The organism is Thermocrispum municipale DSM 44069 (genome assembly GCF_000427825.1).
In the GTDB taxonomy this organism is placed as follows: domain Bacteria; phylum Actinomycetota; class Actinomycetes; order Mycobacteriales; family Pseudonocardiaceae; genus Thermocrispum; species Thermocrispum municipale.
In genome coordinates this window covers 45191-70374 of the sequence record NZ_ATYT01000014.1, presented here as the reverse complement: position 1 = coordinate 70374, position 25184 = coordinate 45191, and the positions used below count along the sequence as shown (strand labels likewise).

The window sequence follows — 25184 nt, the reverse complement described above, 5'->3', positions numbered from 1 at the left end:
TCGCTGGCTCACGTGACGGACGACGCCGCCGCGGCGCAACTCCGACGGTGCGGCGCGTCCCAGCCAGGTGATCTGCTGACGCGGCTTCCGGATCACCGAAGCCGAGCACGCCGGTGGTTCGCTTTCCGCCCCGTCGGGCACCCGCGACCATGCTCAGACTCGGATATCCCGTCATCGGGGTGGTCGACATGCAGCGCGCCATCGACTTCTGGTCGGCCGCGCTCGATCTCCACCCCAAACCCGGTACGACCACCGAACGTTGGTGCAGTCTGCAACGCGCCGACGGCACCGAAGTCGTGGGATTGCAGCTCAGCGAGTCCCCGGTCGAGCCCTATCCCCGCGTGCACATCGATCTCTTCGTCGACGACGCGGCCGAACAAGAAGCCGAGATCGACCGCCTTGTGCAGCTCGGTGCCCGCAGGCTGGACTGGGACCGCTACCCGCCCGATTCGGATTTCGTCGTGCTCGCCGATCCGGACGACAACCCGTTCTGCATCGTCGACATGAGCTGAAACCTGTGAGCGGAGCACTTTCGGCCCTACCGACTCCCTGGATTGGTATCTAACATGTCAGTTTATGGAGACGCTCCGTCCGGTCCGGCGCACGCTGCTCCGCGACACGGCTTACCAAGCCATCCGCGACGCCATCGTGCGCGGTGAGCTCCCTCCGGGATCCACACTCAGTAATGCCGAGCTGGCCGAACGACTGGGCCTGTCTCGCGCACCGGTCCGGGACGCCCTGGCCCGGCTGGCCGACGAAGGCCTGGTGGAGACCAAGCCGCAAAGCTTCACGCGCGTCACTCCCCTGGCGCTGCGCGACGCCCAGGACGCGGCTGCCGTCGTGCGCGCGATGCACGAACTCGCAGCCCGCACTGCCACCCCGGCGCTGACCGACGACGACCTCGCCACGATGCGAGCCGCCAACGAACAGTTCGCCGCGGCGACGCGTTCGGAAGACATCGACGCAGCACTACGAGCGGACGACGAATTCCACGGAGTGCTCGTGCGGGTGTGCGGCAATCGTGCGGTGGCTGCCACGATCGAGCGCTACACGCCGCTCATCCGCAGACTCGAGCGCCTGCAATTCCGCAAGGCCAGCGCCGAACGCTCCATCGCACTGCACGACGAACTGCTCCGCGCCTGCCAGGCACGCGACGCGGCCAAAGCTACCGAAGTCACCACGCGTACCTGGCGCCAGCTGGAAGACCTCGCTACTACCGACGTCAACTGAGTGGAGGCCGCCATGTCCATCTCCTCCTTCGAGCGCTATCCCCTGCTGTTCGGCCCCTCCCCGGTCCACCGGCTCGACCGGCTCACCCAGCACCTCGGCGGCGCGACGATCTGGGCCAAGCGGGAAGACTGCAACTCCGGCATCGCCTTCGGTGGCAACAAGACCCGCAAGCTCGAGTACCTGGTCGCCGACGCCCTGGCGCAGGGCTGCGACACCCTCGTCTCCATCGGCGGCGTGCAGTCCAATCACACGCGCCAGGTCGCCGCAGTGGCCGCCCGCGCCGGGATGAAATGCGTCCTGGTCCAGGAAAGTTGGGTCGACTGGCCGGATGCCGTCTACGACCGGGTCGGCAACATCCTGCTCAGCCGACTGACCGGCGCGGACGTCCGGCTCGTCCGCGCCGAGTTCGGCATCGGCTTCAAGGAAAGCTGGGAGCAAGCCATCCGCGACGTCGAGGAATCCGGCGGCACGCCGTACGCCATTCCGGCGGGCGCCTCCGACCACCCGCTCGGCGGTCTCGGTTTCGCCAACTGGGCCCACGAAGTGGCCACCCAGGAACGCGAACTCGGCGTCTTCTTCGACACGATCATCGTCTGCTCGGTCACGGGCAGCACCCAAGCAGGCATGATCGCCGGATTCGCCCAGCTCACCGACGCGGGCGGCCCACAGCGACGCATCATCGGCATCGACGCGTCGGCCAAGCCTGCGGAGACGCGCGAGCAAATCAGCCGCATCGCCCGCAACACCGCCAAGCTCATCGGTGTGCAACGCGAACTCCGCGACGACGAGATCGTGCTCGACGAGCGCTACCACGCCGGGGTCTACGGCATTCCCGACGACACCACGATGGAAGCCATGCGGCTGGCCGCTCGCACCGAGGGCATGATCACCGACCCGGTGTACGAGGGGAAGTCGATGGCCGGGTTGATCGACCTGATCGACCGGGGCGAGATCGGCCGCAGCGAGAACGTGCTCTACGCCCACCTCGGTGGCCAGCCGGCCATCAACGGCTACAGCGCACTGTTCTCCTGACAACCGCGACGCGGCCGCTCTGCGCCTGCCGTGGCGCTCGGACACCGTTGCTTGAGCAGAAGCCGACAGGGCCAGGACACGCGGCGGCGGAGTCACCAATTCCTCGGCCGGCAGTTGCGGTGTCGCTAGGGTTGCCTCGGGTGTCGCGAGGAGAATCCATGCGGGCGTGGGATCACAACGATCTCTACCACCGGAAGCTACTGCGTCACGTGCCTCCGCACTGTGACCGGGCCTTGGACGTGGGGTGTGGGACGGGGACCTTCGCCAGGGCGGTGGCGCGGAAAGCCCGGGTGGTGGAAGGCGTCGACCGGGCACCCGAAGTGATCGCCGCCGCGAAGGCGCGCAACCCACAACCGTCCAACGTCCACTACCGCGTCGCGGACGTGCTCACCGAGGATCTGGGCACGGAACGCTACGACTTCATCAGCTGTCTGGCGGTGGTGCATCACATGCCGTTCGCGACGATCGTGCCGCGGCTGCGGGAAGCTCTGCGGCCCGGTGGGGTACTCGCGGTGCTCGGCCTGTACCGGGAACGCACTGCCACCGACTACGCCGTCAGCCTGGTAGCGGTGCCGCTGAACTGGTTGGGCACCGCCACATTCGCGGTGGCCGGCCTGGCACAGACACCGTTCCGGCGCCAACGCGGCCAAGCCCGTGAACGCGTCCGCGCGCCCGTTGCCCCACCGTCGATGACGCTGGCCGAGATCCGGGAATTGGCCGCAACCCTGCTTCCTGGAGTCGTGATCCGACGCCACCTGTTCTGGCGCTACTCACTGTTGTACCGGCGCCCGGATGCTCCCGACGCGACGGCGAGCTGATCGGCCGCCCGGAGGTCCCGGCGTCGTTCCGCAGCCGGGTATCAGGTCGGCCTCGTCCAGCCGCACGATCCGTGCGCCGTACGCCACACCCCGCGAGAGTAGACAGACTTGTCTGTTCTATGGCAGGGTGAAGGTTCGCGGTTGAGCTGACAGCCGGAAAACCTGAATCACCCTTCGCGCGCGGCTGACCGCCCCGTGCAGCAACACCACGGGAGCTGTTTTGACCTCGACCACAGCCGCCGTCCTCACCCCGGAACGGCCCACTACTCCCCCACCGCCGTCCCGCAGACAGTCGCACGGCGAGTTCGACAGCCTCGAGCCGCTGCTCGTCGAGCACTTCGAGCTGCCACCGGGCGACCCCAGGCGGGCCGTGCTGCGCGAGCAGATCATCGACGCCCACCTCCCGCTGGCACACCGGCTCGCCCGCGGTTATCAGCACCGCGGCGAGCCCACCGCCGACCTGATCCAGGTCGCCATCATCGGCCTGATCAAGGCCGTCGACCGGTACGAGCCGTCGGTCGGCCGTGGCTTCCTGCCGTACGCCATCCCCACCATCCGGGGCGAGCTGCGACGCCACTTCCGGGACAGCACGTGGGCGCTCCGCGTCCCGCGCCGCCTCAAGGAACTGCACATCGCGCTGCAGCGAGCCAACGACGAGCTGATCGAGAAGCTCGGCCGCGCTCCGCGACCCAGCGAGCTGGCCGGCCACCTGAACATCCCGATCGAGCAGGTACACGAGGGCCTGTCCGCCGCAGCGGCCTACCACCCCGGTTCGCTGAACCGCCCGGCCGGCTCCGCGGACGACCCGGGCAGCGAGGTCGGTGACTTCCTGGGCGGCGCCGATGCCGGCTTCGACAACGTGCTCGACGTGGTCGACCTCGAACCCGCTCTGGCCCAGCTGCCGGACCGCGAGCGCCACATCCTCATCCTTCGCTTCTACCGGGAGATGACCCAGTCGGAAATCGCCCGCGTGGTCGGGCTGTCGCAGATGCACGTCTCCCGCCTGTTGGCGCAATCGCTGCGCCTGTTGCGCGAGGTGCTGAGCCAACCCGTGCCGCTCGACCGTGCCGGTCATGACGCGGCATGATCATCAATGCAAGGGGTACCAGTGAAAGCATGACCGCACATGGGATCCCACCAGGACAACTGACCGACGAAGACCTGCGCCGCGAGATGCGGCACCTGCACGACACCCGGCACGGAACGGTGCTCGGCGGCACGGCCGCAGCCTTGCGGACCCACACAGAACGCATGCTGGAACTCGAGCACGAGTTCTTGCGGCGCTTCCCCGACGAAGGCGCTCCCGATGCTCGTCGCACCCGCAGTGGCAGCAGGCACGCAGCAGGCCAGGACGACACCACCCCCGGTGGTCGTTAGCGATGCGAAGGAAGGCGTACGGTAGACGCTCATGACGGCTGATCCCGAGGACCACCGCAATCCTTATGTCGCGCGGGAACGGATCCTGCGCACCGCGTACGAGTTGTTCTCGCGCAGAGGGATCCGCGCGGTCGGCGTCGACGAGGTCATCGAACGCTCGTCGGTGGCGAAGGCGACGCTCTACCGGCACTTCCGCACCAAGAACGATCTCGTCATCGCGTTCCTCGAGCGCAGGCAACAGGTATGGACGCGGGACATGGTCCGCGACGAGTCGGAACGTCGCGGCAGCACCCCGGACGAACAGCTGCTCGCCATGTTCGACGTGCTCGACGAGTGGATACACAGCGATGACTTCGACCGCTGCACATTCATCAACGTGCTGTTGGAGATGGGTCCGGATCACCCGGTCAGCCGGGCGGCCATCGACTGCCTGGAAGAGCTGCGCGGCATCGTCAAGGAGCGCGCCGAGAAAGCAGGCTTGCACCGCACGGAAGAGTTCGCCCTTTCCTGGCACATCCTGATGAAGGGGTCGATCATCGCCGCCTACGAGGGCGACGGGGAGGCCGCGCGCCGCGCCAAGATCATGGCGGCGGACTTGATCGAGCAGCACCGCACGCCGGACGGGCCTGAGCGCGTCCCTGCAGGCAGCAAGGCCGGCGGCAGCTGACCACCGCTGCGGGAAGCTTCGTCGCGCTGGAAAACCACGGCGGCTGATGCGGAAGCTCCGTCGCCACGGACACCACCGCGGCTCATGCGCAAGCTCCGCCGCGACGGAATCCGCCGCGGCTGATCACCGCACCATGGCCCCGGGAACATCCGCCTGACCTGACCACCAGCGGCATCATTGCTCCGGTTTGTCCGCCGACGCCCTGCGGGTAGCCGGGCGCATGGTGTCTTTCGGCTACTTCCTGGCCTCCGAGGAATACGGGCCGGACGAACTGGTGCGGCAAGCGAAACTCGCCGAGCAGGCGGGTTTCGAACGGCTGTGGATTTCCGATCACTACCACCCGTGGAATTCCGAACAGGGCAACAGCCCGTTCGTCTGGTCGGTGATCGGCGCCTTGTCACAAGCGACGGATCTTCCCGTCACCACCGCGGTGACCTGTCCGATCATGCGGATTCACCCCGCGGTGATCGCCCAAGCCGCCGCCACCGCGTCGGTGCAGACCCACGGCACGTTCCGGCTCGGCGTCGGCACCGGCGAGGCGTTGAACGAACACGTCCTCGGTGACCGTTGGCCCCCGATCGGCGTGCGGCTGGAGATGCTCGAAGAAGCTGTCGCGATCATCCGCGCGCTGCACACCGGCGAGCAGACGACGCACCGCGGCAAGTACTACACGGTCGAAGAAGCCCAGCTTTACACCACTCCCGACCAACCCGTACCGGTATACGTCTCCGGATTCGGCCCGCAAGCCACCCGCTTGGCCGCGCGCCTCGGCGACGGGTACTGCACGGTGACACCCAACAAAGAACTGATCGACCTCTTCCGCGCCGAAGGCGGCGGCGACAAACCCGTACAGGCCGGAATGAAGGTGTGTTACGGCCCGGACGCCGAGGCTGCGGCAAAGACTGCGCATCGTCTGTGGGGCAATCAGCTCGTTCCCGGACAGCTCGGCCAGATCCTGCCCAATCCGAGCGATTTCGAGCAGGCGACCACACAGGTCACCGTCGACGCCGTGGCCGGCGCGATGGCGTGCGGCCCGGACAAGCAGCGGTATTTCGACACCGTCCGGTCCTACCTGGACGCGGGTGTCGACGAGCTGTACATCCAACAGATCGGTCCTGACCAGGAGCAATTCTTCGAGTTCTGGACCGAGCAGCTGGCCGGCGAGTTCTGAATTCCACACCGAGCCGGTTCCGAATGCCGGTGAACGGTTTTCGATCTGTCGCCGCGAGGTATTCAGCCGCATGGAGCTCATCGCCCCGCCGGGGGTTTATCGACCACAGAACGACACCTGGATGCTTGCCGAAGCGGTGGCCACCGCCGGGGTGCGGGATGCGGACGTACTGGACGTCGGCACCGGCACCGGAGCGCTGGCCATCGCGGCGCTGCAATCCGGGGCCCGGTCCGCGACCGGGCTCGACGTCTCGGCCAAAGCCATCGCAGCGGCCTGGTTGAACGCCCGCAGGCACCGCGTGCCACTGCGCGTGCGCCGCGGCGACATCCGGAATCTGCGCAATCAGCAGTACAACGTGGTGCTGTCCAATCCCCCGTACGTACCGAGCATGCTCGCGCAGGCCTCCGGCGCGGCGCGCGCGTGGGATGCGGGCGTCGACGGCCGGGAAATATTGGACCCGTTGTGTTCGTCGGTGAATCGACTGCTCCGCCCGCAAGGCTTTCTGCTCCTGGTGCAGTCGGTGCTGAGCCACCCCGAAGTGAGTGTCCGGATGCTGCGCGAAGCCGGCCTCGACGCCGACATCGTGGAGCGACGCACCCTGCCGTTCGGCCCCGTGCTGCGTGGCCGGGCCAAATGGCTGGAACGCCGGGACTTGATCGAACCTGGTCAGCGGAGCGAAGAATTGGTGGTCATCCGTGCGCAACGATGAGCTGCGACGCCGGATCAGAGTCAGCAGGGGCGGGCCGATGCTGGTCGAGGGGCCGGTCGAGATCGAAGATCACGAGGGCGAGGTGGTCCGCTCGGACCGCTTCGTCGTCGCGATCTGTGGCTGTGGCCGCAGCAAGACCTATCCGCTGTGCGACACCAGCCACCGGCGCAAACGTCGCCACACCCGAAAGCAGTAGGCCACGCCGGGTCCAGCAACGCCGCTCCGGCCCCGAAGTCGGCGAGCAGCACCGCTGACCATCCTGGACAGAGGGCCAGCAGTGCCGCCCCGATCAGCAAGTCACGTCGGCAACAGCGCGGACTCGCCCGCTCGCCAGGCTTGCAGGACGTGCTCGCCGAAGCGGGCCTCGACAAGCTCCGTTGCCTGAATACCGAGCACGACGTCGGCGGCCAGGTCCGGCTCGTCCTTCAGCAACGCATCGACCACGTCGTGGCGCATGACCTGCTCGTGCACCGCGTCAGCCTCGATGTGCTCGGTGTAGAAGCGCACGCACCGCTCGTCGGCGTCGAAACGCTGCAGAGCGGTGACGATGTTCTTCGCCGAGGGCGCCGTGCTGATCTCCGCCGCGGCGAAATGGCCCACCAACGCTCCCCGCAGCGAGCGATGCAGTCCGAACATCGACATCAGGTTGACCACGGCGAGCATGGCCGCGGGCGCTTGGTCCTGGTAGTGCAGATACTCCGAACTCAGGCCCGCTCCGTCGAGCAGATCCGCGTACAGCTTGGCGTGCAGGTTCTCCGCCCGGCCCCCGCCGAACTCGTCGTACTCCACCGCGACCAGTGCGGCCTTCGGCTGTCCCTGCAGCCGCGGGATGACCCACACGTGCGGGTCGGCTTCCTTCAGGTGGTAGATCGAGCGCAGCGCGAAGTACTCCTCGAGCTGCCATCTCTCCGCTTCCTGAGCCAAGTACCCGGACAGCCCTTCGCCGTCGGCGGGCAGCACGAGCAGCTCGTCGAATTCCCCGGCCACATCGGTTCCGCCGCCCACGTCGCGGCGCAATGCCTCGAGGAACTGACGCTCGAGATCACGCCGAACGGACAGCAGTCCGGGGTCCCACTCCCAGTCGTCGCTGACCCCGGCGAAGCCGCGGTAGTGCAGCTCGTAGCACACGTGCAGCGCAAGGTGCAGGTCCTCGCCGTACGGATCCATATCCGCGAGGACCACCGGCAGGTGACCGTCGGACGTGAGCGCCTCGATGAGTGCCGCGGAGACCTCTCCACGCGCAGCGGGCACAGTCGGTTGCATCGCACCTCCAGCAGATGTCATGCCGGGGCTTCCCGCTGGACGGCCGCGGTAATCGCGACCGTGTCCAGCACCGCCGACATGCCGTGCTCCGCCGCCCGACGCTGGCGCTCGGCGCCGGTGCCCATGGCTAACAGACGATCGACCAGCAGCCGAACCTGTTCGAGATCGCCGGCCGCGGCCAGCGCAGGCCGGACGTGATCGAGCAGGTCGGCGAGCAGCACGATCCCCAGCGTCTGCTTGCCGCTGACCGGGTCGATGGCGGGCCCGGTCAGGCCGTAGCGCGAAGCAGCCCACAACGCGGCCGCCGCCACGGTGTCGGAACAGTCGGCGGCCGGTATGCCTGCGGCCATGTCGTCCAGCTCCTGGCGGACCAGCGCTCGCGACAACGCGGCTTGCAGCAAGGATCCCTCGACGTCCGGGGCGGCGTCGGCCACCCGGAACTCGACGGTCGGCTGGGTCGGTGACGGGCGCACCACCCAGAAGGTCATCCGCTCGTCGATCAACACTCCGGCGTCGACCAGCGTGGCCAGCACCCGGTCGTAGTTGTCGACCGAGCCGAACTTCGGTGGCACACCGCTGCCTGGCAGCCTGCTCTGCAGCACCATGCGCCAGCTGCCGTACCCGGTGTCCTGGCCGTCGGCCAGCGGCGAATTCACCGAGATCGCCAGCAGCGTCGGAAGCCACCGCCGCACCCGATCGACCACCGCGACGGCCGCCTGCTTGTCCGGCACGCCGACATGGACCTGGCACGCGCAACACCGGTACTCACCGAGCACCAGCCCGTAGGTCAGTCCCATGCGCTCGAACCGCTCCCCTGGCGTCAACGGCGCGGCAGCGTCCACCACCGGCACACCCGCCGACTGCAACCCCACACCGACCGCGTCTGCCCGAGCCGCCAGATCCCCCCGCAGGTTCATCAGCTGCGTTCTGACATCCGCAAGTGACGTGCATACGCCGGTGGCGGTCTCCACCTGCGCGGTGGACAGTTCGTACTCCAGGCTCGAGCCATCCTGGTTCTCCTCGGCGTCACCGATGAGGTCCGCGGCGCGCGGAACCGGGTGCCCGGAGAAGGGGTCGACGACGAGGAATTCTTCCTCCACTCCGACGGTGTGCGTCATCGATGCGTTTGCCGGCCGGCGTCGAGTTCGCGTCGACAGTGCTCGTGGGCTTGCGCCAGCACGCTGGAGTCCAGCCAGGCGATCGGCTGGATCTCGACCAGCAACGGGTCGTCGTCCGGCCCGAAGTCGATCTGTTTCCCGGTGAGGATCCACGGATGCGCTCCTTCTCGCAGTTCCCGCAAGTACTGACAGATCCGCCTGGCCACCCAGTCGATCGGTGGCAGCGTCCGCCACTTGGGTGGCCGCAGCGAGTTCGCGGACACCCCCGCATGAGCAGACCGCTCTCGTGGTCCTGGCTGGGGTGCTCGGCATCGGACTCAGGGCCGGCCGAATACCGCAAGTAGGCCGGCACGCCGAGGTCGAGAATCCGGACGAGGTCGGTCAGCTCCGCGATGTGCCCCATGTCCCCGCCCAGCGCGCGCCAACGTGCGTCGATCGATGACATGAGGGCGTCTACCCGGAGACCACCGCGGTGAATCGCGCGCGTCCCGCGCTCACACAGCCAGGGTTAGCTCGGCGTCTTGGCTGGGTAGCCGTTTGTCAGGTCGGGGTCGAGGAGGTAGTGATGCTCAAGCACTTTGGTCGGAAAGCCAGCCAGCGGCTCACCGCGGCGAAGATCCGGACGCGCGCCAAGAAAGCCGCGCTGATGGCGTCCCGACCCGATGCCCAGCTCCGGCCGGTGCAGGCCCACAAGTGCACACCACACACGCTGGAAGCGATTCTGAGCAAGAACACCATCCACCGGCGTCCGGCGTAACCCGGTCCGTCGCAGGACATGAGCATCACGGTCGCTGATCACCTGGTAGCGCGCCTGCAGGAATGGGGGGTCGCCCAGCTTTTCGGCTATTCCGGCGACGGCATCAACGGCATCCTCGCCGCACTGGGTCGCGCGGGTAACCGCCCGCGGTTCGTGCAGACCCGCCACGAGGAGACCGCCGCACTGGCAGCGGTCGGGCGGGCGAAGTTCAGCGGACAGCCCGCGGTGTGCCTGGCGACATCCGGCCCGGGCGCGGTGCACCTGCTCAACGGCCTGTACGACGCCAAGCTCGACCACGTCCCGGTCGTCGCGATCGTCGGCCAGACGGCCAGGACCGCGATGGGCGGCAGCTACCAACAAGAGATCGACTTGCAGGCGCTGTTCAAGGACGTCGCGCACGAGTACCTGGTCGAGGTCAACGCCGCCGAGCAGCTGCCGAACGCGCTCGACCGGGCCATGCGCACCGCGCAAACCCGGCGCACGGTCACCGCGTTGATCATTCCCGCGGACGTCCAGGACCTGCCGTACCGCGCGCCGGCGCACGAGTTCAAGCACGTACCGTCCAGTCCGCCCGCACCGCTCCGGACGACGTCGATCCCCGACCGAGCACAGCTCGCCGCGGCCGCCGAGGTTCTCAACGCCGGATCCCGCCCGGCGATCCTCGTCGGGCAGGGTGCCCGCGGCGCGGGCGACGAGATCCGCCGAGTGGCCGAGCTGCTGGGTGCCGGGGTGAGCAAGGCGCTGCTCGGCAAGGACGTGCTTCCGGACGACCTGCCGTACGTGACCGGCTCGATCGGCCTGCTCGGCACGCGCGCCAGCTGGCAGCTGATGACCGAGTGCGACACGCTGCTCATCGTCGGCTCGAACTTCCCGTACTCGCAGTTCTTGCCGGAGTACGGCCAGGCGCGCGCGGTGCAGATCGACATCGACGGCGGCTCCATCGGCATGCGGTACCCCGTCGAAGTGCCCCTGGTCGGCGACGCGACCGCCACATTGCGCGCGCTCCTTCCCCTGCTGGATTCCGCCGGTGACCCGTCGTGGGGCGAGTGGGTACGCGAGATCGTGGCGGATTGGCACACGGTGGCCGAGCAGCAGGCGATGCTGGACGCCAACCCGGTCAACCCGATGCGGATCGTGTGGGAGCTGTCCGTTCGCCTGCCGGACAATGCCGTCGTCACCGCGGATTCCGGATCGGTGGCCAACTGGTACGCCCGGCAGCTGCAGATCCGCGGCCAGGTGCGCTGTTCGCTGTCCGGCACGCTGGCCTCGATGGGTTGCGGCGTGCCGTACGCCATCGGCGCGAAGTTCGCCGACCCGCACCGACCCGTGGTCGCGCTGGTCGGCGACGGCGCCATGCAGATGAACGGCATGGCGGAGCTGCTGACCGTGCGGCACTACCACCACTTGTGGCCGGATCGGCGGTTCGCGGTCTGCGTGCTGCACAACAACGACTTGAACCAGGTGACCTGGGAGCAGCGGGCGCTCAGCGCGGAACCGAGGTTCGAGCCGTCGCAGGCGCTGCCGGATGTCTCCTATGCCGACGTCGCCACCGCCATGGGGTTGGACGGCATTCGGGTGGAAACCCCGGAAGCCCTCGGACCCGCGTGGGACCGCGCGCTGGCGGCCGACCGCCCGGTCGTGCTCGACGTGGTCTGCGACCCCGAGGTGCCGCCGATTCCGCCGCACGTCGGACTGGATCAGCTCAAGGCGACCGCGGAGGCTCTCGGCAAGGGCGATCGCGGCGCGTGGCGCATGCTCATGGAAGGCATCCGCGCCAAGGCGCAGGAACTGGCCCCCGGCGAGTAAGTCACCCGACGGGGTTCTCCACCACGAGTGCTTGATCGCCACCGGTGGTCGGCGCGACGGAACCCGCTGCGGGCGCGGATGCGGTGTGCGTCGGCGCCGGGGCGACGGATCCCTCCGCCTGCGCGACGATCGCGAGCGCGGCCGCGCCCGTTTTGAACAAGGGCTGCTTCGAGACGGGATCCCACGTCGTCGGAGTCAGCTCGTTGGCGGCTCGTTGCCGGTCGTCGGCCTCGGCATCCCAATAGCCGTAGTGGAACGGCAGGAACAGCACCCCACGCCGGATGTCGGTGGGCCGCACCCGGGCTAGTACCTCTCCCCTGCGTGTCTCGACGCGCACCAGATCACCCTCGGTCAGGTCGAGGTCGACGGCGTCCGAGACGTTGATCTCCACCCACACCTGCGGCGCGGAATCCGACAGCTGTCGTACTCGGCCGGTCTTGGTGCGCGTGTGGAATTGGGTCAGCGTGCGACCGGTGATCAGGTAGAAGGGGTAGACGTCGTCGGGCCTCTCCTCGAGCGGGACGTACGGCGCGGCTTTGATCATCGCCCGCCCCTGCGGGTTCCAGCGCCGGTACTCCTCCTCACTGACCGGCTCACCCGTCACCAGATCCTTGCCGAACTGCTCGCAGTAGTCGGGATGCGCGGGGAAGCCGTCGGCGTGCAGGCGTTCCGCTCCGTCGGGATGTTCGGCGTCGCACGGCCAGGGAATCCCACTACCGCCTCGCAGCTTCTCGTAGGACAGTCCGGTGTAGTCGCACGGACGGCCGGCGCTGGCCCGCTGCCACGCGGCAAACGCGGACGGGGCGTCGTGCCACGGTGGGAACGGCGCGCCTTCGCGGTCGACCAGCCGCATCTTGCGCGCGAAGTCGAGGAAGATCTCCAGGTCGGGTCGCGCCTCGCCGGGAGGCTCGACGGCCTTGTCGGACAGGTGCACCGTGCGGTCGGCGTTGGTGAACGCGCCCAGCTTCTCGCCCCACGCCGCTGCCGGGAGGACGACGTCGGCCAGTGCGGCGGTTTCGGTCAGATACAGGTCCTGCACGACAAGGTGCAGATCCTCGCCACCGAGCAGCCGGCGAATCCGGTCCAGTTCCGGCAGCGACACCGCGGGGTTCGTCCCGCTGACCCACAACTGACGGATCGAGCCGTCCTCGATGCCCGCGATGATGTCCATCGCCGGGGTCGGCGGGCCCGAGTGCGGGATGTCCGCCAGGTCGACGTTCCACAGCTCGGCGAGCTCGGCCATGTGGCGTTCGTTCGCCCAGTTACGGAATCCGGGCATGTCGCCGTCGGCACCGCATTCCCTGGTGTTCTGCGCGGTGGGCTGGCCGTTCATCTGGAACACGCCACATCCCGGTCGCCCGAGCATGGCGCGAACGAGGTGCACGTTGTTGACCGCGACCGACGCCGCGGTGGCCTGATGTGACTGGTAGAAGCCTTGCAGGACGGTGGACACCAGGCGCTCGGCCGTGCCGAGCACGCGGGCGGCTTCGCGCAGTTGGCCGGGATCCAGCCCGGTGATCTCGGCGACGCGCTCCGGCGGGTAGTCCGCCACCACCGAGACCAGATCGTCGTAGCCGACCGTGGCGCGGTCGATCCAGTCCTCGTCGACCCAGCCGTTGACCACGATTTCGTGCAGCAGCCCGTTCATCAGCGCCATGTTGGTTCCCGGCAGCGGCGCCAAGTGGATGTCCGCTTCGCGGGCGACCCGGGTCGGGCGCGGGTCGACGCACAGCAGCGTCGGCGGATTCGGCCCGGCGCGGCGGTCGAGGATCCGTGACCACAGCACGCTCTGCGTCTCCGCGATGTTGTGGCCGTACGCGGCGATGACGTCGGCGTGGTCGAAGTCGGTGTAGGAGCCCGGCTGGCCGTCACAGCCGAAGCTTTCCTTCAGCGCCTCGCCCGCGGTCGCCGTGCACAGCCGGGTGTTGCCGTCCAGGTGTGGGGTGCCGATGCCGCCACGGGCTATCGCCGCGAGCGTGTAGTACTCCTCGAGGAACAGCTGGCCGCTGGTGTAGAACGCGAGCGCGGTCGGGCCGTGCGAATCGAGCAGTTCGCGGCTGACCGCCACGACGCGGTCGAGCGCGGTGTCCCAATCGGTCTCGACAAGGCGTCCGTCCTTTCGTACCAGCGGACGGGTCAGGCGATCGGTCGAGGCATTGGCCTGCCAACCGAACAGGTCCTTCACGTCGAGCCGACCGTGGTTGATCCGGTCGACCGCGCGCCCGCGCACCCCGACCATGCGCCCGCCGGCCACCGCGATGTCCATCGCGTCGCCGTTGGAGTGCAGCACCGAGGCGGTCTGCACCCAGACGTCGACGTCGTCGACGGAGATGCCGTCATCGAGACGCATGTCGACCCGGACCGGCCAGGTCTCCCCTTGGCCGTAGGGGGTGCGGCTCCCCCATGGATCAGCGACGGCGTCCCGGCTTGTCCGTACGTTCTTGCCTGCCATGCTCCGGCCTACCCGAAGCCTCGGGAAGCGAACCTTCGCGCGCGGCCGCTACGGACGTACCACTGCCGGGCAAGCGCCGCAGCCAGCGCCAGCTCGACCAGATCGCCGCCGTAGTACATGATCTGCGCGCCACCCTGCACGTCCGCAGCGGTGAAGTTCGTGCCGGGCGGCGGCCAGGCGTGGAGCGTTTTGGCCAGGATGGCGTGTGCCGCGCCTGCACCCAACAAGGTCAGCCCCCGCCAGACCACGTTCCACCGGCGCCGGACCGGGTCGAGCTGGCACACCACGAACGTGAAGAGCAACCCGGCGAGCACGACGTGCAGCTGCACGGCGGAGCGCAGCCACTCGTCGTGATGGGTCGCCGAAGCCAACGATGTGCGATACAGCAGCCACAACCCACCGACGTCCAGCACCGCAGCCAGCGGTGGGAACAGCAGCACGACGGCCGCTCGCGAATGAGCGACCGCCAGCACGCCTCGACGCACCGACGACGGCGCAACCCGCAGCATCAGGGTGACCGGCCGCCCGAGCACGAGCAGCAACGGGGCAGCCATCGCGAGAACAACGTGCTGCGCCATGTGCGCGGTGAACGGACCACCGGGCACGGGGACCAGCAGCGCGGCAAGGAACGCGAACCCACCGGCCGCGAACGCGACATCTCGGCGACGCGGCCAGGTGTCCCCGCGTCTGCGCAACGACGCCGCCGCGCGCAGATATGCGGCCGCTGCGAGCACCACCGTCGTGCCGAGCAACCAGTCCACGAACCCTGGTGCGGTCATGTCCGCGCCCGTTTCGCGCGCACGGCCAACCCCACGCCGACGGCCGACAGCGCGACCCCGACCCCGCTCCAGACGAAGTCATACGGAAGCGTGTCCACGCCGTAGCGCACCTGGTGAACGCGCAGAACCTTGTGGTTGACCAACCCGTCGAAGAGCTGGAATCCACCCAGGCCGAGGAACAAGCCCGCCCACGCATGTGGCACCGACAACGCATTGCGCCGACGCAGGTCCGCGTACAGCACGAGTCCGGCAGCCAGCCCGACAACCTCGGCGGTGTGCAGCAAACCGTCCGACACCAACCCGAGCTCGGTGGTGGATCGGTCGTAGAAGTGGTGCCAGGCCAGGATCTGGTGGAACACGATCTCGTCGATCGCCGCTATCAGCGCGGCGCCGATCAACGCGAGGACACCCGTCGAACGCCCTGGAAGGATCCGCGTCTGGTGCATCCGAGCCACTCCCGACGGCCGCCGATACCGCGCCCACGGCTACCCGCGGCGGCCCGGCGCGAAAACGCCAGGTGCGAGACTCGCGAACGGGCGTGAACTCGGCGGAAACGCCAACGTCGAGGCCACCGGCGCGCTACCGTGAGACGTCATCACCATCAATCGCTGCCCTGCTGTCGGGAGGAAGCTCGATGCACAGCCCGTCCGAATCCGTTCCACGCGTGCTGGGTGAAGACGAGCCGGCACGTGAGGCGATCGTCCAGGCGGCAGCCGCACCGTTGCGCGAAGCGTTCGGCGTGCGGATACGGCTGGACGTCGAGCGGGTGAACCGGCTCGGACCGTGGGTGTTCGTGCAGGGCACGATGCGCGGCTCGGACGGCGGGCGCCCGAACTACGCAGGCACTTCCTACCAGGCGGCGGCCGCTGACGGCACCCTGTCCGACACCTACGCGGCGCTGCTGAAGAAGGACGAGAATGCGGTCGCGGACGCCGACGTGCGGTCGTGGCGGCTGCTCGAGTACGCCATCGGCCCGACCGACGTCGCCTGGCTGACCTGGCCGGACGAGCACCAGGCCCCGCGCTCGGTCATCGGAGTCTGACCACCTGGCAAGCCCCGACGAAAGGCGGCCGCCCCCACCACGTGGCGGGGGCGGCCGCTTTCTCCGTCCCTACGGTTTACGTCGGCGGAGTCAGGACCTCCACGAGGCCACCGCCACCTCCCCAGCTGATGCGCTGCGAGCCGTCCGGGTTCACGTTGTTCGAGCCGATGAACCGGCCGTCGCCCGCGTAGAGCACCACGTGCCCGCCGTTGTTGGAGATCACCACGTCGCCCGGCTTGGCCTCGGACAGCGGAATCGAACGCCAGCCGTCCGCCTTCAGGTTGGCGCGTAGCTGGGCGACCGAGGCGCTCGCCTGCTCCTTGTCGATGAGACCGGCGGCTTCCAGACAGCCGGAGACGAAGTTGGCGCAGTTGACGTTGTTCGGCACCCACGACTGCATCGCAGGCAGCTCGCCGCTCATCTTCAGGTCGCCGGCGTTGCGGCCGAGGAACCGCTCAGCGATCTTGGCCGGGTTGTCGCCGCGCGCGTCGATCGGTTTGGCCGGGCGGCCGTCCCCGGGCACTCCGACGGCGCCGCCACCACCACCGCCGCCACCACCGCCGCCGCTGCCGGTGACCGGACCCGAGCTGGTGGGTTCGTGCACCGGCTGCGAGCTGCTGGACGTCTTGGTCTCGGTCGACTTGGCGGGCACCAGCTCGACGAAGCCGTCCTCGATCTCCAGACCGAGCGGCTTGAGCAGGTCGTCGATCTCCTTCTCCGCCTCGTCCAGCGCGCGCTCGATCTCCTCCTTCTTGCCGTTGGCGTCCTTCTCGTTGAGGGTGCGCAGCCGCTCGATCTCCGACGCCGCGGCGGCGATCTCGTTCTCGTCGTCCGAGCTGTTCTTCCTGCTGCGGGCGGCGGCGATGAGCTTGCGGTTCTCCGCGTCGTTGTCGTTGGCCTCCTTGGCCAACTGGGCGACCTTCTTCTTGACGTTCTCCAGGATCTCGGCGACGCGCTCGAGGATCTTCTTCGCCGCCTCGGCGCGGTCGCTCACGTTGTAGCTGGCCTTGCTCAGCTTCTCCAGGTGCTCGGCGACGGCTTCCGCGTCCTTGCCGTCCCAGTTGCGCAGGACGTCCTCGCGGAACACCTTCAGGTCGTCGCCCAGGTCATTGGTGCTGGTCGCCGCGGTGCTGACCTTGCGGGCCTGCTCGTTGACCGCGGACGGATCGAGCTTCTCCGACTGCTTGGCGTGTTTGTCGATGGCATCCATCGCAGGCGGACGGTCGCGCGACGGGTCATCGAGCGTGCTCGTTCTCTCTTCCGCGGTCGTCATCGGCTACCCCTGGTTCCCCTCTTCGTCCCGGTCACGCCCGCCTGGAGCCACCGAAGGTGTGTGCGGTTTCGTCTTCGTCGTTGCGCAACCTCTCGGCGGCATCGGACAGGGCGTCCGCGGCCGCCTGCACCAGCTTGCTCGCGGCCCTCAGTTCGCTGTTGACATTGCTGTAGAAGCCTTTGACCGTCGAGCCCGCCGACGCGGCGTTGTTCAGATGCCCGAACGCCGTGCCAGGATCACCGTCACCCAGATCGTCGCTGGTCTTGTTGTAGCCGTCGGTCAGCCCAGCAACCTTCTTGGCCAACGAGGCAATCGCCTCCGGGTCGTAACGGCGGCTCATGAACGTCCCCTCTTTCTCCGCACTCGCCACAGTCATCGCAGGCGCATGCTGTCTGCCTGGGAAGTCTATGGCGTGGTGCACGCTTGCGGGCGGCTTTCCGCAATCGCGCCCACTGTCGGGCGTCTGCGCGAATGTTGGACGCGAGATTCCGCCGAAGCGTTCCCCGAACAGCGCTCGACCGAGCTGACAACGTGAGTCAGCTCGGTCGTGCGCAGGTGTGCTTACCGACGCTGGGCGGCAGCCATCTGCCAGCTGTCGATGCGCTGGATGATCGGCACCAGGAACACCGCGGCCCCGACAACTGCCAACGCTGACACGTACGCCGCCGCCACCCCGTTGGAGAACGTCGCGCTCGGCTGGGGCGAGGTCAACGTGGTCGCCAGGTCGTACACCGAGAACAACGAAGCGAACAACGACACGATCCAGCACGTCCACCAGCCGACCAGCAAACCACGACCACTGTTGTCGTCGTCCGGCTTGCTTGCCTGCCAGATCTCCGCGACCACGAGGTAGGGCAGCAACAGGTTCACGCCGGGCACGAACCACGACCAGATCGCCTTCGGCCGTGAGTGGTCCAACTGCCAGTCGGCGACGGCGCCGGCAACCGTGCGTGCCCGCCACAGCCACACCAGGAACGCCACGACGGCCCCGAACCACATCACCGTGGTCAGGTCGTTGAACAACTCCCAGGCGGCGTAGTCGTTCGCGACGTCGACCGGCGCGGAGACCTCCGTGACCTCCGACGGGACGTCGTCGGGCAGTTCGGAGAAATCCGGGGTGTAGTCCGGGTCGCGCCCGGCCGCCAGGTCGTCGAGCTGGGCAAGCACCTCGTCCGACACGGTGGGCATGGTCAGCGTCAAGATCAAGTTCAGAATCGCCACGAACACGACGGACACCGCGGCGAGGGCGCCCCGGGTGCGCGTCAGCTCGACCTGCTCTGGTTGTGGCGTGATGTCGATGGTCGTCATTCCTTCCCGTCCTCTCTCGGCTCGGTCCACATGCAGCGACCGGAGAGGCGTGGATTTGGTTGGGGTACTCGTCGTCCGAAACGGAGCGGCGGTCATGGCGCCACTCGGGCGATGACCGGACGAACCGCCCGAAGTTGATCTCACGGCGGCCCGTCAGCGCCACGTTTGCGCAGTGCAGGTGGGTCGCCGGCATCTGGGGGGCTGCTCGGCGGATTCGTCGTCGAGGGCCTGGAGTTCCACGCGCTCTACCGCACGCACCTGGTGGGAGCCCGGCTGCGGCGAGCCGGACCGCCCGTCCCCACCGGTGGACTCCGCGATCTGGTCGGTGTCGACGGCGTTGCAAAGCCTGCTGGACAACGACGACGCGGCCGTCAGCAACGACCCGCTGTACCGGCCGGTCCGGTCGTGCCGTTCCCACTGGCGCTGTTCGCGCTGCCGGCGGCGTTCGAAGCGAGCCCCTGACACCTCGCAACGGCACCGGCGATCGATGCAAGAGCTGCTACGACGGCAAGCGCGCTGTTCACGGCGAGCCAGACCAAGTGATCTTTTCGCGGTTCGACACGCTCTCGGGGCAATCCGAAGCCGACCCCGAGCGGCAACCACGGCGGCACATCAGCTTCCGCAACCGGACGCGGCGCAACGTGCCCGACATCTCCCGGTCACCCCCGGCGTCCCTTTGGCCCCTTGACCGGAGAAAATACAACTGTATATTTACGTCGACAGGAGGATCAGCATTGAATACTTTGGCAGACGATCGCGACGATTCCGGCGCTTCCGACGGCTACGACACCCCCACGCTCGCCGAGCTCTGGCGGTCCCACCGGACCGCGGCGAACGCGAGCGAAGCCGTCTATCTCGCGCTGCGCGACGCGATAGCGGCCGGGTCCATCAAGCCCGGCGAGTACCTGCGGGAGCCGGTACTCGGTGAGCTGTTCGGCATCAGCCGCACACCGATCCGCGAAGCGCTGCTGCGCCTGGAAACCGAGGGTTTCCTCGAGCGGACCACCGGCCGCAGGCTGGTGGTGGCCAGCGTGACCCCGGAAGAAGTGCTGGACGTCTACGCCGTGCGGGAAGTGCTCAACGGGCTGGCCGCACGACTGGCCGCGGAGAACGCGTCGACCACCGACCTGATCCGGCTCCGCAGGCTGCACCGGGAAATGAAGTGGGCATTCGACGACGGCGACATCGCGCGGATGGCCAGCCTCAATTTCGACTTCCACGACGCCATCTGCGTCGCCTCCCGCAACGCGTTCCTGCTGGAGATGTTGCGGAAGGCCCACGACACGCACCACCGCTACCCCGGCTCGACCTTCTCATTGCCGGAGGAAGCCGCGAAGTCGATCGAGGAGCACGACGAGATCCTCCAGGCGATCGAGTCCGGCGACGCGAAGCGCGCCGAAGAACTGGCGCAGCATCACACGGCGCGGGCGCGACAGGCCCGCATCAAGATGCTCGACGGCACCGTCGAGGAGCAGCAGCGCCAACGCAAAGCACAGGAATCGGCGAAAGCGGAGAACAATTCATGACCAGCGACACCGCGTTGGCGAGCGAGCCGACATTGTTGATCAACGGTGCGTGGCGCAGCGCGCCGGCACGGTTCGACGTCCACGACCCGGCCACCGGCGAGCGAATCGGTTCGGCCGACGACGCGGGAGTCGACGACGCGGCGGCCGCGGTCGACGCTGCGGCTGCCGCTGCGGCCGCGTGGCGAGCGACCGCACCGGACGAGCGCGCCCGAGTACTGCGCGACGCCGCGGCCGCCATCACGGCCGACGCCGACCGGCTCAGCCTGCTGTTGACCAGGGAAAACGGCAAGCCGCTCGCAGAAGCGCGGGGTGAGCTGGGGAGTACCACCGGGGCGATGACCTGGGCGGCCGAGCAAGCCCGCAGGGCCGACGGCCGGGTGATCGACCTCGGCGGCAGCAGGCGCGGCGCGGTGCTCAAGCAGCCGGTCGGCATCACCGTGGCGATCTCGCCGTGGAACTTCCCGGCCAGCATGTTCCTGCGCAAGATCGCGCTGGCCCTGGCCGCGGGCTGCACGGTGATCGCCAAGCCCGCCGAACAAACTCCCCTCATCGCCAAGGCCTTGGTCGGCCACCTCGTCGAGGCCGGCCTGCCTGCCGGCGTGCTCAACCTGCTGACCACGTCGCAGCCCGATCCGCTGGTGAAGGCACTGCTGGCCGACCCCCGGGTGGCGAAGATCAGCTTCACCGGGTCGACCGAGGTCGGGTTGATGCTGCAGCGGCACGGCGAGGGCCTGCTGAAGCGAGTGGCGCTCGAACTCGGCGGCCACGCGCCGGCGATCGTGCTGCCCGACGCGGACGTCGACGAGACCGTCGCCGGCGTGGTGGCCTCCAAGTTCCGCACCAGTGGTCAGAGCTGCATCGCCACGAATCGCCTCTACGTCCACGAATCGCTCTACGAGAGGTTCTGCGCGGCGCTGGTCGAGCGTGTCTCCCGGCTACGGGTCGGCCCGGGCACCAGCGACGGCGTCGACCTCGGGCCGCTGATCGACGAGTCCGCCCTGCGCAAACTCGAGGAGCAGGTGGCCGACGCGGTCCGACTGGGCGCGAAGGTGCTGACCGGGGGCTCGCGGCTCACCGACGGCGAACTGGGCAACGGCGCGTTCTTCAGCCCCACCGTGCTGACCGACGTCAGCGACTCGGCCGTGCTGGCCCAGCAAGAGATCTTCGGTCCGGTGCTGCCGGTGTACTCCTACGCCGACGAGCAGGACGTGATCGCCAAGGCCAATGCCACCAGCTACGGGCTGGCCGCCTACCTCTACGGCGCCGACACCGGCCACCTGTGGTCGCTGGCCGAGCGGCTCGACTTCGGCGTCATCGGCATCAACGACCCGTTCCCGCTGGCACCGCAGTTGCCGTTCGGCGGCATGAAGAACAGCGGCATCGGCCGCGAGGGCGGTTTGGAAGGAATCGACGGTTTCCTCGAGACGAAGGCGGTGGCCCAGCGTGTCTGATCTCGCTTCGGGGGTGGGCAGCGAGGCGGTCGACGCGTCCGCTGTCACCAGCAACATCGGCGCGGACGGTGTCGCCGACCAGCTCGTCGCGGGCGGAGTGTCGACGTTGTTCGGCGTGCCCGGCGTCCAGCTCGACTTCTTCGTCGACGCGCTGGCCAGGCGGCAGGAGCTGCTGACGTTCATCTCGTGCCGGCACGAGCAGGGCGCGGCCCACATGGCCGACGGCTACGCCAGGGCGAGCGGCCGGCCGGGCGTGCTCGCGGCCGTCCCCGGCCCGGGCGTGCTGAACACGATGACCGGCCTGGCCACGGCGTTCTCCTGCTCGTCGCCGGTGCTCGCCCTCGCGGTGAACTTGCCGACCTGGGCCATCGACGGCGGCCGCGGCCTGCTGCACGAGATCCGCGCGCAGGAGACCGTGTTGCGTTCGGTGACCAAATCGGTCCGGGCGGTCCGCTCGGTCGGCGATCTGACCGCGGCCGTGTGCGACGGGCTGGTCGCGGTGCGCAGCGAGCGCCCCCAACCGGTCGCCATCTCCATCCCGGAGAACCTGTTCAAGGAGGAGCTCACGGGTTCCTCCGTCGCGGTCCCCGGCAGCCCCCGCCGCGTCGTGCCGGACCCGAAGTCCGTGGCTCGCGCCGCCGAGCTGCTGGCCTCCGCGGAGCGTCCGGTCATCCTCGTCGGCGGTGGCGTCGCCGCAGCGGACGCCAGCGACGCACTCGGCGCACTCGCTTCGAAGCTTCGCGCACCCGTGGTGACGACGGCCAACGGCCGTGGCGCGCTGTCCGACCGCCACCCGTGGACGCTCACCAGTCTCGGCGGGCGCGAAGTCATCCCCGCCTCCGACCTCGTGCTGATCGTGGGCAGCCGCGGTGTCCGGATGGACGGTTCACCGCTGGTCACCGACACCCCGACGATCCTGGTCAACGCCGACCCGGCGTACTTGGGCGCACCGCACCGGCCCACCGTCGCGCTGCACAGCGACGCCCGTCTCGGCCTGGAGGCGCTGGCGGCGGAGCTCGGCGAGACCCGCTCGATGTGGATCACCGAGGACGTCAACCGGATCCGCACCCGGTGTGCGGCGCAGATCGCCGAACTCGGCGAGATCTCCGAGTGGGTCGGCGCGCTGCGCGACGGCATGGCCGACGACGACATCCTGGTCGGCGAGCTGACCCAGGTCAGTTATCTGTCCCGGGTGGCGTTCCCGGTGTACCAGCCGCGCACCTACCTCTCCGCCGGCTACCAGGGCGCCCTCGGCTACGGCCTGGCGACGGCGATCGGCGCGCAGGTGGCTCGCCCCGACGTGCGCGCGGTGTCGATCTCCGGCGACGGCGGCTTCGCCTACGGCATGGCGGAACTGCTGACCGCGGTCGCCTACCGCATCCCGGCCACGTTCGTGGTCTTCAACGACGGCGCGTACGGCAACGTGCTGCGCACCCAGCTCGAGCAGTTCGACGGCCGAACGCTCGGGACCACCTTGCACAACCCGAATTTCGCCGACCTCGGTCGGGTGTTCGGGCTGGACAGCTTCACGGCAACGTCGCCGCGCCACCTCACCCAGCTGCTGAAAGAGGCGGCGACCGCTGATCGTCCGACGCTCGTCGAGGTTCCGGTCGGGGCCTTCCCTGACCCAGGCCCACTCGTTCGGGAGGGAAGCCATGTTCCGCAAACGTAGTCAGACCACCGCCCTTGCCGACCAACCCACCGAGACATCCGAACCAGGCGGCGGCTTCCCGCAGCTGTCCATGCCGTCACCGCTGCGGCTGACCGCACAGAACGTCACGCAGGTCTTCGGCGGCCGCGGCAAGCAACCCGTGGTGGCGCTGGAGAACTTCTCCCTGGACGTCGAGCCCGGGGAGCTGGTGGCCATCGTCGGGCCGAGCGGGTGCGGGAAGACGACGTTGCTGCACGCGTTCGCCGGCCTGATCAAGCCCACCGCGGGCGAGATCCGGGTCGGCGGGCAGCAGCTCAAGTCGCCGCGGCGGGACGTGTCGATGATGTTCCAGGCGCCGACCCTGCTGCCCTGGAAGACCGTGCTCGGCAACTGCTTGTTGCCCCGCGAGCTCGAGCACCGCATCGACGAGGACGACCGCAAGCGAGCCAGAGAACTGCTCACCTGGGCAGGTCTGGGCGACTTCACCGACCGCAGACCGCACGAGCTGTCCGGCGGGATGCAGCAGCGGGTGGCGATCTGCCGCGCGCTGATGGCCAACCCGTCGGTGTTGCTGCTCGACGAACCGTTCGGCGCGCTGGACGCCATGACCCGCGAACAGATGAACGTCGACCTGCGGCGCATGTGGGCCGCCAGCGGTGTCACCACGGTCCTGATCACACACGACATCTCCGAAGCCGTTTACCTGGCCGGACGTGTCGTGGTGCTCTCGCCGCGGCCGGGACGAATCCTGGAAATCATCGACGTCCCGCTGCCCAAGGACCGGGACGTGTCGCTCATCCAGTCGCCGGAATTCGCGCAGACGTGTGGACACATCCGCTCCTACTTCATCCGGGAGGACCGCCATGCAGGTGTCTGAGCAGCGCAAACCCGACACGGAACCGGAGCACACCGAACGACTGGACACCGAAGCGGCAGCGGCTCTGCTCGACGGCGTGCGTGATGGGCGGGCGCACGCTGCGCAAGGTGGCGCCGCCGGTGCTGCTGGCCGTCGTGGTGGCGGCAGGCTGGGAGTTCCTGCCGGGGATCCTCGGCCTGGAGAAGTTCATCCTGCCGCCGTTGTCCGACGTGCTCGCCCAGTTCGGCTCCGCGTTCCTGCTCGACCAGATGTGGACCAACGGCTTGGTGACGTTGCAGGAGACCCTGCTCGGCCTGCTGCTCGGCTCGGTGGTCGGCATCGTCGGCGGGCTCGTGCTCGGCGAGTCGGCGATCGCCAGGGCCACGTTCTACCCCTACCTGGTCGCGTTGCAGTCGTTGCCCAAGATCGCGCTCGCTCCGCTGTTCGTGATCTGGTTCGGCTTCGGCACCACGCCGAAGGTGCTGGTCGCGGCGACACTGACGTTCTTCCCGCTGCTGGTCAACACGATGAGCGGTGTGCTCAGCGTCGACCGGGCCCGGGCGCAACTGTTCCGTTCGCTGTCCGCATCACGACGACAGACCTGGACCAAACTCCTGCTGCCGTCCGCCCTGCCGTCGGTGCTGGCGGGGTTCGAGGTCGCCACCGTGCTCGCCCTGCTCGGTGCGGTGCTGGGTGAGTTCGTCTCCGCGCAAGAAGGACTCGGCGTCCTGCTGCTGCAACAACAAACCAACTACGACACCGCGGGCGTGTTCGCCACCTTGATGGTGCTGGCCGCCATCGGCGTCGTGCTCAACCAAATCGCCGTGCAGCTGCGCAAGCGGCTTGTCTTCTGGTGACCGGTGAAAGGAGAGGAATCGTCGTGAGCATTCTGCGGACA

At 68.5% G+C, this 25184-nt stretch carries 26 protein-coding genes and 1 pseudogene; 18 read left to right on the top strand and 9 right to left on the bottom strand.

Annotated features, from left to right (window positions below; genetic code table 11):
* Positions 1 to 149: 149 nt before the first annotated feature.
* The 10 genes from YWM_RS0113150 (at position 150) to YWM_RS0113105 (ending at position 7200) form a co-directional block, all read left to right on the top strand.
* On the top strand, positions 150 to 512 hold the full coding sequence (locus YWM_RS0113150; RefSeq protein WP_028851118.1) for a VOC family protein: 363 nt from the start codon (positions 150 to 152) through the stop codon (positions 510 to 512).
* A gap of 64 nt (positions 513 to 576) precedes the next feature.
* A complete protein-coding gene (locus tag YWM_RS0113145; protein ID WP_028851117.1) occupies positions 577 to 1230 on the top strand; it encodes a GntR family transcriptional regulator in 654 nt (217 codons plus the stop codon).
* A gap of 12 nt (positions 1231 to 1242) precedes the next feature.
* Positions 1243 to 2262: a 1-aminocyclopropane-1-carboxylate deaminase gene (locus YWM_RS0113140; RefSeq protein WP_028851116.1), complete on the top strand. Its 1020-nt coding sequence runs from the start codon at positions 1243 to 1245 to the stop codon at positions 2260 to 2262.
* A gap of 158 nt (positions 2263 to 2420) precedes the next feature.
* Positions 2421 to 3080 carry a class I SAM-dependent methyltransferase gene (locus YWM_RS0113135; protein WP_043660991.1) on the top strand — a complete coding sequence of 220 codons (660 nt, stop codon included), beginning with the start codon at positions 2421 to 2423 and terminating at the stop codon, positions 3078 to 3080.
* Between the two features lie 220 nt (positions 3081 to 3300).
* Positions 3301 to 4167: a SigB/SigF/SigG family RNA polymerase sigma factor gene (locus YWM_RS23560; protein ID WP_084612389.1), complete on the top strand. Its 867-nt coding sequence runs from the start codon at positions 3301 to 3303 to the stop codon at positions 4165 to 4167.
* A gap of 29 nt (positions 4168 to 4196) precedes the next feature.
* Positions 4197 to 4457 (top strand): DUF6158 family protein, encoded by a 261-nt coding sequence (locus YWM_RS0113125; protein WP_028851114.1) that lies wholly within the window; start codon positions 4197 to 4199, stop codon positions 4455 to 4457.
* 31 nt (positions 4458 to 4488) lie between these two features.
* Positions 4489 to 5124: a TetR/AcrR family transcriptional regulator gene (locus tag YWM_RS23555; protein WP_052344863.1), complete on the top strand. Its 636-nt coding sequence runs from the start codon at positions 4489 to 4491 to the stop codon at positions 5122 to 5124.
* 187 nt (positions 5125 to 5311) lie between these two features.
* On the top strand, positions 5312 to 6295 hold the full coding sequence (locus YWM_RS0113115; protein ID WP_245566031.1) for a TIGR03557 family F420-dependent LLM class oxidoreductase: 984 nt from the start codon (positions 5312 to 5314) through the stop codon (positions 6293 to 6295).
* A 70-nt stretch (positions 6296 to 6365) separates the two neighbouring features.
* Positions 6366 to 7004, top strand: a complete 639-nt coding sequence (locus YWM_RS0113110; RefSeq protein ID WP_028851112.1) for a HemK2/MTQ2 family protein methyltransferase — start codon at positions 6366 to 6368, stop codon at positions 7002 to 7004.
* Positions 7005 to 7041: 37 nt separating this feature from the next.
* A complete protein-coding gene (locus YWM_RS0113105; RefSeq protein ID WP_084612394.1) occupies positions 7042 to 7200 on the top strand; it encodes a CDGSH iron-sulfur domain-containing protein in 159 nt (52 codons plus the stop codon).
* A gap of 101 nt (positions 7201 to 7301) precedes the next feature.
* On the opposite strand, the gene YWM_RS0113100 is transcribed toward YWM_RS0113105, so the two are convergent.
* From YWM_RS0113100 to YWM_RS23545, 3 genes and pseudogenes are all read right to left on the bottom strand, one after another.
* The gene (locus tag YWM_RS0113100; protein ID WP_028851110.1) at positions 7302 to 8288 is read right to left on the bottom strand and encodes an iron-containing redox enzyme family protein; all 987 of its coding nucleotides are present in this window, start codon (positions 8286 to 8288) and stop codon (positions 7302 to 7304) included.
* On the bottom strand, positions 8285 to 9385 hold the full coding sequence (locus YWM_RS23550; RefSeq protein ID WP_052344862.1) for a carboxylate-amine ligase: 1101 nt from the start codon (positions 9383 to 9385) through the stop codon (positions 8285 to 8287). Before YWM_RS23550 ends, YWM_RS0113100 begins: the two co-directional genes overlap by 4 nt.
* Positions 9382 to 9788 (bottom strand): annotated as a pseudogene (locus YWM_RS23545) (DUF6098 family protein). Before YWM_RS23545 ends, YWM_RS23550 begins: the two are co-directional and overlap by 4 nt.
* A gap of 162 nt (positions 9789 to 9950) precedes the next feature.
* Between YWM_RS23545 and YWM_RS0113085 the strand changes: the two are divergent.
* On the top strand, positions 9951 to 10142 hold the full coding sequence (locus tag YWM_RS0113085) for a hypothetical protein (RefSeq protein ID WP_043660989.1): 192 nt from the start codon (positions 9951 to 9953) through the stop codon (positions 10140 to 10142).
* Positions 10143 to 10160: 18 nt separating this feature from the next.
* On the top strand, positions 10161 to 11948 hold the full coding sequence (locus tag YWM_RS0113080) for a thiamine pyrophosphate-requiring protein (protein WP_028851108.1): 1788 nt from the start codon (positions 10161 to 10163) through the stop codon (positions 11946 to 11948).
* Between the two features lies 1 nt (position 11949).
* On the opposite strand, the gene YWM_RS23540 is transcribed toward YWM_RS0113080, so the two are convergent.
* Genes YWM_RS23540 through YWM_RS0113065 form a run of 3 tightly spaced genes read right to left on the bottom strand, consistent with a single transcriptional unit; the run spans position 11950 to position 15625 of the window.
* Positions 11950 to 14400 (bottom strand): molybdopterin oxidoreductase family protein, encoded by a 2451-nt coding sequence (locus YWM_RS23540; protein ID WP_043660987.1) that lies wholly within the window; start codon positions 14398 to 14400, stop codon positions 11950 to 11952.
* Between the two features lie 8 nt (positions 14401 to 14408).
* Positions 14409 to 15179 (bottom strand): cytochrome c oxidase assembly protein, encoded by a 771-nt coding sequence (locus YWM_RS0113070; RefSeq protein WP_052344861.1) that lies wholly within the window; start codon positions 15177 to 15179, stop codon positions 14409 to 14411.
* Positions 15176 to 15625, bottom strand: coding sequence for a DUF2243 domain-containing protein (locus tag YWM_RS0113065; RefSeq protein WP_043660984.1), 450 nt, complete (start codon positions 15623 to 15625; stop codon positions 15176 to 15178). Before YWM_RS0113065 ends, YWM_RS0113070 begins: the two co-directional genes overlap by 4 nt.
* 188 nt (positions 15626 to 15813) lie before the next feature.
* Between YWM_RS0113065 and YWM_RS0113060 the strand changes: the two genes are divergently transcribed.
* On the top strand, positions 15814 to 16221 hold the full coding sequence (locus YWM_RS0113060) for a hypothetical protein (protein ID WP_028851105.1): 408 nt from the start codon (positions 15814 to 15816) through the stop codon (positions 16219 to 16221).
* 76 nt (positions 16222 to 16297) lie between these two features.
* Here the strand turns inward: YWM_RS0113060 and YWM_RS0113055 are convergent, their stop codons facing one another.
* The 3 genes from YWM_RS0113055 to YWM_RS0113045 form a co-directional block, all read right to left on the bottom strand.
* Positions 16298 to 17494, bottom strand: a complete 1197-nt coding sequence (locus YWM_RS0113055; protein ID WP_028851104.1) for a peptidoglycan-binding protein — start codon at positions 17492 to 17494, stop codon at positions 16298 to 16300.
* Positions 17495 to 17525: 31 nt separating this feature from the next.
* Positions 17526 to 17870, bottom strand: a complete 345-nt coding sequence (locus tag YWM_RS0113050; RefSeq protein ID WP_245566030.1) for a hypothetical protein — start codon at positions 17868 to 17870, stop codon at positions 17526 to 17528.
* A gap of 185 nt (positions 17871 to 18055) precedes the next feature.
* Entirely contained in the window at positions 18056 to 18802 is a 747-nt protein-coding gene (locus tag YWM_RS0113045) for a DUF4328 domain-containing protein (protein ID WP_028851102.1), read from the bottom strand.
* 743 nt (positions 18803 to 19545) lie between these two features.
* On the opposite strand from YWM_RS0113045, the gene YWM_RS23535 reads away from it, so the two are divergent.
* The 5 genes from YWM_RS23535 to YWM_RS0113015 all read left to right on the top strand — a co-directional run bounded on the left by YWM_RS23535 (position 19546) and on the right by YWM_RS0113015 (position 25143).
* Positions 19546 to 20328, top strand: a complete 783-nt coding sequence (locus YWM_RS23535; RefSeq protein ID WP_051309560.1) for a GntR family transcriptional regulator — start codon at positions 19546 to 19548, stop codon at positions 20326 to 20328.
* A complete protein-coding gene (locus YWM_RS0113030) occupies positions 20325 to 21779 on the top strand; it encodes an NAD-dependent succinate-semialdehyde dehydrogenase (protein ID WP_043660982.1) in 1455 nt (484 codons plus the stop codon). Before YWM_RS23535 ends, YWM_RS0113030 begins: the two co-directional genes overlap by 4 nt.
* The gene (locus tag YWM_RS23530; protein ID WP_084608833.1) at positions 21772 to 23451 is read left to right on the top strand and encodes a thiamine pyrophosphate-dependent enzyme; all 1680 of its coding nucleotides are present in this window, start codon (positions 21772 to 21774) and stop codon (positions 23449 to 23451) included. Before YWM_RS0113030 ends, YWM_RS23530 begins: the two co-directional genes overlap by 8 nt.
* Complete coding sequence (locus tag YWM_RS0113020; RefSeq protein WP_245566029.1) at positions 23435 to 24307, top strand: ABC transporter ATP-binding protein; 873 nt, start codon at positions 23435 to 23437, stop codon at positions 24305 to 24307. The genes YWM_RS23530 and YWM_RS0113020 overlap by 17 nt, the downstream gene beginning before the upstream one ends.
* An 83-nt stretch (positions 24308 to 24390) precedes the next feature.
* On the top strand, positions 24391 to 25143 hold the full coding sequence (locus tag YWM_RS0113015) for an ABC transporter permease (RefSeq protein WP_043660980.1): 753 nt from the start codon (positions 24391 to 24393) through the stop codon (positions 25141 to 25143).
* The last annotated feature ends 41 nt before the right edge of the window (positions 25144 to 25184 follow it).